This window comes from Jeotgalicoccus nanhaiensis (genome assembly GCF_015235105.1).
Classification (GTDB): domain Bacteria; phylum Bacillota; class Bacilli; order Staphylococcales; family Salinicoccaceae; genus Jeotgalicoccus; species Jeotgalicoccus nanhaiensis.
Map to the genome: position 1 here is coordinate 151,288 of NZ_JADGLW010000004.1, position 9,467 is coordinate 160,754.

General features: G+C 41.3%; 11 protein-coding genes. 3 read left to right on the forward strand and 8 right to left on the reverse strand.

Annotation, left to right across the window (positions count from 1 at the left end; genetic code table 11):
- Positions 1 to 61: 61 nt before the first annotated feature.
- On the forward strand, positions 62 to 583 hold the full coding sequence (locus IR135_RS07625; RefSeq protein ID WP_135098253.1) for an isochorismatase family protein: 522 nt from the start codon (positions 62 to 64) through the stop codon (positions 581 to 583).
- On the forward strand, positions 573 to 1,481 hold the full coding sequence (locus IR135_RS07630) for an aminoglycoside phosphotransferase family protein (RefSeq protein WP_135098255.1): 909 nt from the start codon (positions 573 to 575) through the stop codon (positions 1,479 to 1,481). The genes IR135_RS07625 and IR135_RS07630 overlap by 11 nt, the downstream gene beginning before the upstream one ends.
- A 135-nt stretch (positions 1,482 to 1,616) precedes the next feature.
- Here the strand turns inward: IR135_RS07630 and IR135_RS07635 are convergent, their stop codons facing one another.
- The 7 genes from IR135_RS07635 to IR135_RS07665 form a co-directional block, all read right to left on the reverse strand.
- The gene (locus IR135_RS07635) at positions 1,617 to 3,143 is read right to left on the reverse strand and encodes a Na+/H+ antiporter NhaC family protein (protein ID WP_135098257.1); all 1,527 of its coding nucleotides are present in this window, start codon (positions 3,141 to 3,143) and stop codon (positions 1,617 to 1,619) included.
- Between the two features lie 120 nt (positions 3,144 to 3,263).
- Positions 3,264 to 5,090, reverse strand: a complete 1,827-nt coding sequence (locus tag IR135_RS07640) for a purple acid phosphatase family protein (RefSeq protein WP_194194254.1) — start codon at positions 5,088 to 5,090, stop codon at positions 3,264 to 3,266.
- Positions 5,091 to 5,267: 177 nt separating this feature from the next.
- Entirely contained in the window at positions 5,268 to 5,945 is a 678-nt protein-coding gene (locus tag IR135_RS07645; RefSeq protein ID WP_167753388.1) for a GOLPH3/VPS74 family protein, read from the reverse strand.
- A gap of 66 nt (positions 5,946 to 6,011) precedes the next feature.
- On the reverse strand, positions 6,012 to 6,587 hold the full coding sequence (locus IR135_RS07650) for a GNAT family N-acetyltransferase (RefSeq protein ID WP_135098261.1): 576 nt from the start codon (positions 6,585 to 6,587) through the stop codon (positions 6,012 to 6,014).
- Between the two features lie 12 nt (positions 6,588 to 6,599).
- On the reverse strand, positions 6,600 to 7,058 hold the full coding sequence (locus IR135_RS07655; protein ID WP_135098263.1) for a threonine/serine exporter family protein: 459 nt from the start codon (positions 7,056 to 7,058) through the stop codon (positions 6,600 to 6,602).
- A gap of 12 nt (positions 7,059 to 7,070) precedes the next feature.
- Positions 7,071 to 7,781 carry a threonine/serine exporter family protein gene (locus tag IR135_RS07660; protein ID WP_135098277.1) on the reverse strand — a complete coding sequence of 237 codons (711 nt, stop codon included), beginning with the start codon at positions 7,779 to 7,781 and terminating at the stop codon, positions 7,071 to 7,073.
- Positions 7,782 to 7,916: 135 nt separating this feature from the next.
- Entirely contained in the window at positions 7,917 to 8,765 is an 849-nt protein-coding gene (locus IR135_RS07665; protein WP_135098265.1) for a patatin-like phospholipase family protein, read from the reverse strand.
- 147 nt (positions 8,766 to 8,912) lie between these two features.
- Here IR135_RS07665 and IR135_RS07670 point away from each other — a divergent pair, with 147 nt between their 5' ends.
- Entirely contained in the window at positions 8,913 to 9,128 is a 216-nt protein-coding gene (locus IR135_RS07670; protein ID WP_135098267.1) for a hypothetical protein, read from the forward strand.
- A 251-nt stretch (positions 9,129 to 9,379) separates the two neighbouring features.
- Here IR135_RS07670 and IR135_RS11745 read toward each other — a convergent pair whose 3' ends face one another.
- Complete coding sequence (locus IR135_RS11745) at positions 9,380 to 9,466, reverse strand: IS3 family transposase (protein ID WP_318272230.1); 87 nt, start codon at positions 9,464 to 9,466, stop codon at positions 9,380 to 9,382.
- Between the last annotated feature and the right edge of the window lies 1 nt (position 9,467).

Genomic DNA, 9,467 nt, shown 5'->3' on the forward strand with positions numbered 1-9,467 from the left:
ATTGATACTGCTTCAAGTATATTATAATCGAAGTAAATAATTCACGCGGGAGATGGTTTAAATGTCAAAAGCACTCTTAATTATTGATGTGCAGCAGGGGTTTTTAAAGAGTTATAAAGAACTGCCCGACAGAATTGCAAAAGTTGCTCAAAAGTTTAAAGATAATAATGACACAGTCATCGCTGTTCAGCACATTGATGATATGAAAGGCAGCCCCATTGAATTCGGTACATCAGGTGCTGAGATTCCGACAATTTTAACTGACAAAGCTGATATTACAATCCCCAAAAAATACCCTATATCTTTTAAAGAAACTATTTTGCAGAGTTACTTAGATGAACAAGGAATTAAGGAACTTTTCATTACAGGGTTTAATATGGAATTCTGTATTCTTTTTACTTCGATAGCAGCTGCAGACAGAGGCTACGATGTTACTGTGATCGAAGACTTGTGCGGCAGTGAAAATGATGGCAGCACATATGAAATGAATAATTTAAATATTACAGATTTTATTGGCACAGTTATGGACTGGTCGGAACTAGTGACTAATAAATATTTGGAAGAGACGGAATATGATGATTGACTCACTAAAATCTCACTTACCGCTTCAAAACATTCAAACAATTACGCCGTTTAATAAAGGCTGGTCTGATGACCGGAAGTTTATCGTTGTAACGGTTGATAATAAATATCTGCTGAGAGTCGGTGATATTAACAATAAGAATAGATACATCCAGCATGCCCGCCTGCTTGAACAGGCTGCGGAGAATGGTCTTCCTACTCATAGGCTTATTGCCCATGGAACTCTACTCGCTGATACACATTATTTTCTTCTTTTGGGCTGGCTCGCGGGAGATGACGCAGAGGATGTTATTACTAGTTTTTCTCAAGCTGAGCAGTATAATCTCGGCCTTGAAGCAGGTAAAATTCTTAAAGTGATTCATAATTTTAAGCTTGTTTCTGCCAGTTCTGAATCCTGGGCTAAGAGGTTTAACCGGAAAATTGACCGTAAAATTGAGATGTATGAAAACTGTGAACTGAAATACGAGAACGGTCATCTGCTGCAAGATGTTGTCAGTAAATACAGACACCTGCTTGAAAATAAAAAAGTTGTCCAGCATCACGGTGATTTTCATATTGGCAATATGCTGATTGACGAAAATGACAAACTTCATATCATTGATTTTGACAGGCATGATACCGGGGAGCCTTATGAAGAATTCAACAGAATTACCTGGTGTGCTTCTCTAAGTCCCGCTTTTGCCAGCGGCAGAATTGATGGATACTTTAATAACGATGTACCCGATGAATTTTGGGAGCTGCTGCTCCTTTATATTTCATCCAACATGCTGTCTTCCCTCCCTTGGGCTATTCCCTTTGGCGATAAAGAGATTACTACTATGAGAAAATCGTATGCAGAAATTTTGGATTGGTATGATGATTTTATACGAGTTGTACCAAATTGGTACAAAATATACTAGTCTGATCCGTTTGAATGAGGATGAGAATTCTTCATCTTCAACCAAAGATTCCCGGTTGAGTTTGAGAAATTGTCATCCTCATCCGAACACAAAAAATGCACTGAAATCACAAAATATGATTCCAGCGCATTCATTTTATTCGGCCGCAGCCTGATTTTTATTTTTTGTTCTTTTATTTACAAACAGCAATATTCCAGTCAATACAGCTGCAGTCGTTATAATTCCTGCAATCGAACTTTGTGTGAGTCCGGTCATGAGGAAGCCCGCACTTGCCGACAAGCCGATAATAACAGCGTACGGCAGCTGCGTTCGTATATGTTCCATATGGTCTGCAGCAGAGCCGGTAGATGACATAATACTCGTATCGGAAATCGGAGAACAATGGTCGCCGAATACGCCTCCGCTGATTGCGGCGCCGATGACAAGCGGAAGTTCTAAATCAAGTGCAATCCCCATCGGAATCGCAATTGGTATCATAATTGAGAATACTCCCCATGAACTTCCGGAGGCAAAGGCAATCAGACCGCCGAGAATAAAAATAATTACCGGTACTAAGAAGGCCGGCAGATAGCTTCCTGCATAATGTGCAATCACTTCGCCGAGTCCCATCTCTGTTGCTACAGTTCCAATCGACCAGGCCATAACTAAAATAACCGGTACAATCATAATCTGCATAATTCCGTCGACATAGCCGTTTAACAGGTCCTCAAGCGGCATTTTGTAACGCAGTTTAGCATACAGCATGCCGCCGACTGAACCGAGAAAAAAGCCTGTCGTAATGGCAAATATAATATCTGCATTTAAAAAGGCGCCCGTGAGACCATTTGTTGCGATATCGCCTGTCCAGAAAATAACTCCAAAGATCCCAATAAACAGCAGTGCCAGCGGTATAAGGAAACTGAAGATATCCGCCTCATCCGCTTCTTCCTGCCCTGTCTCATTGATCATCAGTTTATCGTGCTCTCCGTATAATTTACCAGTCTGAATTGCCCGCTGTTCCGCTTTATACATCGGTCCAATATCAATTTTCATGTTAATTACAAGTAGCACGCCGACAATCGCAAAAATTCCATATAAATGAAAAGGAATCATCTGAATGAATAGCGTCCAGGGATTATCTGATAAACTGAGCGCTGCAAGCTGGGTTGCAATCAAACCTGTAATAAAGGGGGCATATACACTGATTGGCGACATTGACGCCACAGGACTGCCCATTGAATCGACGATATAGGCAAGTTTTACACGCGATATTTTTAATTTATCAGTAATCGGCCTTGTGACAGTACCGAGTATTAATACCGGTTCTGTATATGAGAACAAAAAGGCGCTCCCCCAGACGAAATTCTGCCCTTTTTGACGGGTATCCACTTTTTTCGTCGCAAATTCTGCAAATGCTTGCCCCGCTCCCGTTGTACGGAGTACGTTGATAAACCCTCCGGTAAAGACGACCAGCAGTATTAACGATGCATTCCACGGATCCGCGATTGACGGCACCATAATTTCGTTAACTGTATATGTAAAACCTGAAACCGGATTCCATTCATTCATTACTGTTGCGCCAAACCAGACGCCTAAAAACAAGGCGACAACAGTCTGCTTAGTAATAATGGCAATGACTATTGCGAGGAGTGGAGGTAAAAGAGATAACAATCCATATTCCATATCCTAAACACCTTTCGTATTTTTTTATCAATATCTTTTAATAATACAGCAGTGAGGGATTAATGAAAACAGTAAAAAGAGCAGGACCTGTGTCCCGCTCTTTGCTTAATGATTTAAATTTTACTCATCACCGTTTTGAATACCGAACTGGTCTACAAGTTCCACCGTTCTTTCCTCACCGAGCATGAAATCTCCTTCCAGCTGATACATGCTGACAATCATTTCATCATCTTCTACTTCGTAAATGGCGAAGTTCTGTGAAGATGAGTCCCGGTTATTTGAATGTGAATCAGAAAATGCATCAGTTTCCTGCGGCTGGCCGCCGAAACCGAATAAACTGTTGTAGTAATCCATATCCTCCTCGGTCATCCAGTTAAGGTCCGGTCTTACTTCGTGCAAGTGGTCAAGTCCTTTAGAATATACATCATCATACTCTTTTGTACCCCCTGTGTTAGGCAGCACATAAACCGTACCGTCGGGGTCTTCCATGTACTCTACACCGTTATCGCCGACGAATGTTTCGACATCTTCAACTTCAGCGTTCGAGAAGTTTTCTTCTGTCGGTACATGTGTTAATGAATGAGTTCTTGAAATAACATGGTCGTGTCCCTGCAGCGCAAGGTCGATATCCAGTTCGTCGATTAATGCCGTCAGTTCTTCTCTTACTTTCTGCACATCTTCATCCTGCAGTGAGTGATACGATTTAGAATACAGCGGTTTGTGGTAGTTCAGCACGATCCACTCTGCACCGTTGGCGCGTGCCTCTTCAACGTCTTCAGTAATCCACTGCATCTGTTCTTCACCAATAGCCTTGCCTTCAGGGTTATCATCAGATTCTTTATTGTCATTCGTATTTAAGGTCACAAAATGCACACCGTTATAATCGAATGAATAGTAAGAACCGCCGTCAATTTTATCGTTTGCTACAGGGACGTTAACGTGTTCATTGAATTTTTCAGTCAGCGGCTCATCACCGTAGTTTAAAGCATATTCATCGTGGTTTCCTGAAGCCACTGCCATGGCAGCCTGCATGAAGTAAGGACGTGATTGTTCAAATAAATCCACCCATTCATCTTCCACTTCGGCAGTTTCGACTACGTCACCTGTATGCAGAACGAAATCAGCATCGCCTGCAGTTTCAAGTGCGTTCATTAAAGTATTGGCGCCGTATGACGCTTCATTACGCACGTTTTCATTCCAGAATGCGTTTTGAGTATCTGTATAATGAACAAATTTGAACGGGTCTCCTTTTTCACCTGACGTTTTGAAGGTGCCTGTTTCACTGATTCCGCCCGCTTCGCTGCCGACCTGATAATAATAAGTCGAGTTCGGTTCGAGACCTTCCGCCTGTGCTTTATATGAATACTCCGTTACATCAGTCAGTTCAATATGACCGTAATCTCCGGACATCCATTCATCTCCGTGAGCCTGTTCATCTGTATAATAACCATTGATTACCGGTTCGCCGCTGCTGTCTTCCACCGGTTCACCTTCTTCATCTTCTTTCACTTCGGCAAATATGTAATTTCCGTTTGCATCACGTTCAGCGTAACTTGAAGTGACTTCCGCCGCTTCTGCATCGAATTCCAAAGTATCATCAAAGTTCCCTGATTTAGACACCCATACTTTAGCATCTTCAAACAAGTCGCTAGTATACCAGTTGAACGCCATTTCCGTTGAAGTATCACCATTAATTGTTGTGATAATACGATTTGGTGTATTATTTACAGGCACATCCGCAACCACCGGTTTCTCGCTCGAGAGTACCGGCGAGAATTCCTCCTGTTCAACTGCCTCTTCTGCCGGTGCTGTACCTGCAGCATTCGAACTTCCGCCGCCCGCAGCTTCAACCGGACTGAGTACTGCAGATGCTCCCAGTGCTGCTGCTAATAAACCAGCTGACAGTTTTACAACCAGCGGTTTCCTGTTATGTAAATCGTCTTTCATAAATATAACCCTCCTGTAAAATTGACTGACTATGTTGCTCCATTACAAATAGTACAAGACGAATATTTATATTCATTTAATGTAATGTAAAGATTACTTAATACTGGGAACTGATATCATAAGCTGGAACAAAATGAAAATAAGCCGCAGCATAATTTCGCCCCGGCTTATACTCATTTAATTATTATTCATAATAACAGTCGTTGTCACCACTGTTGTCGTTGCCATTAAGATGGCTGCTTCCATATCCTGTACAGTTTTGCTGACAGCTTTTCCATATTCATTATTTTCGATAATTTCAGCGAGTTTTTTATCGGCTTCTTCTTTTCTTTCTCTGCCGAAAACTTCCGCTGTTAAATCACATGTTTTAATTAGGCTCAGCAACATCGCAATTTCGGAATCTGCTTCTCTATTATTAAATACAACATCATTAACATGCTTCCGGATTTCCTGTTCCGGCCGCGCATCCACTGTCGGATAGACATTGGTGTTAAAAAAGAGAAAATATGTTTTGTCTTCTTCTTTCAATATCCCTTTATCAACGAGAGATAAGTACACCGGATCATTAATAGCTTTAGTATTACCTGAAAAGTGATTAATCCAGTGTTCAACCGTCCGCTCTTTATGGTCTTCTTTAATTTCATCAATGACCGTATTAAAGTATGAAATTTCGGTTAATGTATCATCGGCAAGTATAACTTTACCGTCTTTTAATTCTATACGCCCCATCATTGCAAGCTCGGATAAGATCGAACCGGTCAGTCCGTAATTCAGCGATGATGATGCCGAGGAAACCGCCGTGCCTTTTTCGTCATCCGTACCGAGCAGAATGAGTGCTTCTGCTATTGTAAACATTCGGACACCTCCTGGAGTCTTTATATTTAATACCATCTCCAGCCGAAGTTTAAACAATCCATTTACTTACAGATTTCTGATATAGCACATGCACTTATATTTTCTTTCGATTGAATCGAACTGCTCGATATCATCTCCGGTATACTGCGCGAACATGTACAGCGGCTGAAGATTATCATCTCCCGGCTGCACACTGTGCGCCATGTCTTCATCTGACAAGTAAAGATGATAATATTCATCAACTTTTCTGTAAGCATTTTTTTCAAACCAGTCTGCTGAATGTCCGGCATCACGTGTCCATGCTTCAAGAAATTCGAGCTCCAGTTTAATTGCTTCTTCCACAGCACGTTCCATCAGCGCTGTACCGATGCCCCGTCCTTGAAAGTCCGGGTGTACAGCAAGATGCCAAATCATGCCGCCTGTCCCTTCTTCGGAACAGACTTTTTCATCTTTTGTATCGTATTCAATATCAATAAGACCAACCACCTGCTCATCTTCAATTGCCACCAGTTCTATACTTGGATTTTCAAATGTTTCTTTTTCTCTGTGAACATCATCATAGTACGCCGTGTCTAAAAAGGACAGCACGCGGCATCTGACCCATCCTTTTTCATCTGCCGGTTTATAATTTCTAATTTCCATAGTAAGCTCCTTTTAATTGTTTTTCTTCATAAAAAACAATCTTCTGTTTTTTATAAATAACAGTGCAAATTGTTCAGCAAACAATATTCCAACGGCTATCGAGCCTGCGCTGATAATCACTTCCATAATTATATTAACCGCACTGGAATATTCCGATAAAATAATGCTGCTCGTGGCGTCGTAGGCAAGCCCGCCCGGAACGAACGGTATGATTCCGGGAGTCAGAAATATCGTCGACGGCTCTTTGTACACCCTTGCCATTATATGACTCATTATTCCAAGAGTAAATGAACCGATAAAAATAACCATCACAAGCGGCAGGTCAAATATATTTCCGATTGTCTGTCCCATCATCCACCCCGATGCACCGACGATACCCGCAGGGAGAAATAATTTTTTCGGCGCATCAAAAACAACAGCAAAAAAGTAGGATGCAGCAAAACTAAACACTAAGTTTAATATCCATTCCATCATTATTCCTCCTTAAACGAATATTAGAACAGACGAAACGCCGGCTCCGATTGCAAATGAAGTAACCAGCGCTTCTGATGCTTTCGTCGTAAACATCATCATATGACCGCCGAAGAGATCCTGGATTGCATTCGTAATCAGCACTCCCGGAACAATCGGCATCACCGATGATATCAGCAATGTTGACAAGTCGCCTCCCGGAATATAAGTGTGGCCCGTAACGACGATTAAGGCGATTGTCAAACCGCCAAAAAATTCCGGTATGAACTGCTTCGCCATCCTTTTTTTAATTATCTCCGTCACACAAATTCCGAGAGCACCTGCGAGGAAGGCCGTGAATATATCTATCTTTAAACCGTCCTGCAAATACAAAAAACTGAGCGCAATAAGCGCTCCCGCTATTGTTTTAAACCATATCGGATGATCTTTCGTCTTAATATATATTTGTTCAAGCAGGTTGAAAGCCTCTTTCAGCGTCAGCTCATCCCGAACCAGTTTCCGGGAAACGCTGTTCACCTTGGAAATTTTAATTAAGTTCGTATTTCTTTCCTTAATCCGGTAAATCCTCGGATATGACTCATTGTGCAGCATAAAATTTATAACAGTGTTTGTCACGAAACTGTTATTTTCGGTAAGGCCGTAGTGAGACGCTATATAACTCATCGTTTCTTCCGTCCGCGTCCCTTCAGCCCCCGCTTCCAGCAGTATACGCGCTGCGAGCATAATAACATCTTTCACTTGTTCTTCATGATCGTCGATATGAAATGCTTCAACTTTCACCCACAGCACCTCCAAAAATAATCTATATCTATAATAATATAAAAAATAAGCTTCGGCACCTGCCAAAGCTTATTTTGATTACATATTTGCTAATGATTTAACCGCTTCAAACTTTTCTTTCGCATCATTGTATCCGAGCTCATAAAGTTGTTCCAGTTTCTCTTTGTTTCTCGTCGTTCTGCCGACACCAGTATCTTCACTCGGCGCGAGCACAACAATCTTGCCTTCTTTTTCCTGGTCAAAAATATAGTTCAATCTTTCATTATAATGTTTATATCTTACTTTCATCCGTTCATCGACTTTCGGATATTTTTTATAATTAATGACCGAAGAAATTTTACTCTGCTTTTTATAATAGCCTCTCGGTTTCGTAAGGACAACGACGTTTTTTAAAAAACCGTCACTCTCCGCTTTTATAATCGGCAGCGGATCGACAATGCCCCCGTCCAGCATATAGCGTCCTCCATATTCAACTGCATCAGCAAAAAATGGAATAGAACTGGAAGCCCGCAGCAATTTCCCGAGCGTTTTCTCATCGTAGTCTTCTTTATAAAAGTACATCGGCTCGCCGGTTTCACAATCCGTCGTAACGATAACGAACTCATCAGGACCCGATATAATTTTATCAACATCCAGCGGTACTATTTTATTAGGTATTTCATCGAAAATAAAATCCATCCCGAACAATTCGCCTTTAAGTATAAAATTAGTAAATGATAAATACCGTTTGTCGTTTACGAAATCAATATTGATAGTCCTGTTTCTGCCCTGCTGCTCCGACAGGTAGGAAGCCGCCATGCAAGCTCCCGCCGATACACCGATAATATAAGGAAAATGTATTTCGTGCTGTGCAAAATATTCCAGAACGCCCGCTGTATACAAACCCCGCATACCGCCGCCTTCCAAAACAAGTCCTGTGTCATTCATTATATCCTGCTCCCTGTATCTCTTTATAAAAATGATGATATTATATAAAATATCACAGATTCCTGATATTTGTATAATCTACACATTGATATTATTTCACTTTATTGAGAAACTGGAAAATAAGAATACGCTTTCAAAGGAGCGCTTATGAGCAAAGAGAAAATCAGCCGCTTTATATTTATGTACATACTTGTCTTCGTCATAATCATTGCTGTGCAGTTTGTATTTCTGGACGAAGTCAGTATACTGAACTCCTTATTTATGCCGGCAGTCGTTGCGTTTTTATCACTCGCCGTCAGAAGCAATGTTAAAAAAGATGAGGAAATTGCAGCGCGGGAAAGCAGGAATCGCAGTAAAGATTAAACATTTGATTATTGGATGGCTGCCGGTTTACAACACCCAGTCCCCGTTGTTATCCCAGGGCTCTCGGTTTACAACACCGGTTTCCCGTTGTTATTCCAAAGCTCTCGGTTCACAATACCGGGTCCCCGTTGTTATTCCAGTGCTGCCGAATCACAACACCCAGTCCCCGTTGTTATCCCGGCCGCAACAAAAATAAAAAAGGAAGCAGATTATGAACTATAACCTATAAAATAGACAATTTAATAAAAGCGTTACGCTGTGAGTAGATGACCCCTGTATTGTGCCGGGGTCATCTTATTTAGTCCCCATTGATAGCGCTCATTATTATACTTATTAATA

Coding starts and splice junctions, on each gene's coding strand:
- IR135_RS07625 (WP_135098253.1), top strand. CDS start 62: ATGTCAAAAGCACTCTTAATTATTGATGTGCAGCAGGGGTTTTTAAAG.
- IR135_RS07630 (WP_135098255.1), top strand. CDS start 573: ATGATGATTGACTCACTAAAATCTCACTTACCGCTTCAAAACATTCAA.
- IR135_RS07635 (WP_135098257.1), bottom strand. CDS start 3,143: ATGGAATATGGATTGTTATCTCTTTTACCTCCACTCCTCGCAATAGTC.
- IR135_RS07640 (WP_194194254.1), bottom strand. CDS start 5,090: ATGAAAGACGATTTACATAACAGGAAACCGCTGGTTGTAAAACTGTCA.
- IR135_RS07645 (WP_167753388.1), bottom strand. CDS start 5,945: ATGTTTACAATAGCAGAAGCACTCATTCTGCTCGGTACGGATGACGAA.
- IR135_RS07650 (WP_135098261.1), bottom strand. CDS start 6,587: ATGGAAATTAGAAATTATAAACCGGCAGATGAAAAAGGATGGGTCAGA.
- IR135_RS07655 (WP_135098263.1), bottom strand. CDS start 7,058: ATGGAATGGATATTAAACTTAGTGTTTAGTTTTGCTGCATCCTACTTT.
- IR135_RS07660 (WP_135098277.1), bottom strand. CDS start 7,781: ATGCTCGCAGCGCGTATACTGCTGGAAGCGGGGGCTGAAGGGACGCGG.
- IR135_RS07665 (WP_135098265.1), bottom strand. CDS start 8,765: ATGAATGACACAGGACTTGTTTTGGAAGGCGGCGGTATGCGGGGTTTG.
- IR135_RS07670 (WP_135098267.1), top strand. CDS start 8,913: ATGAGCAAAGAGAAAATCAGCCGCTTTATATTTATGTACATACTTGTC.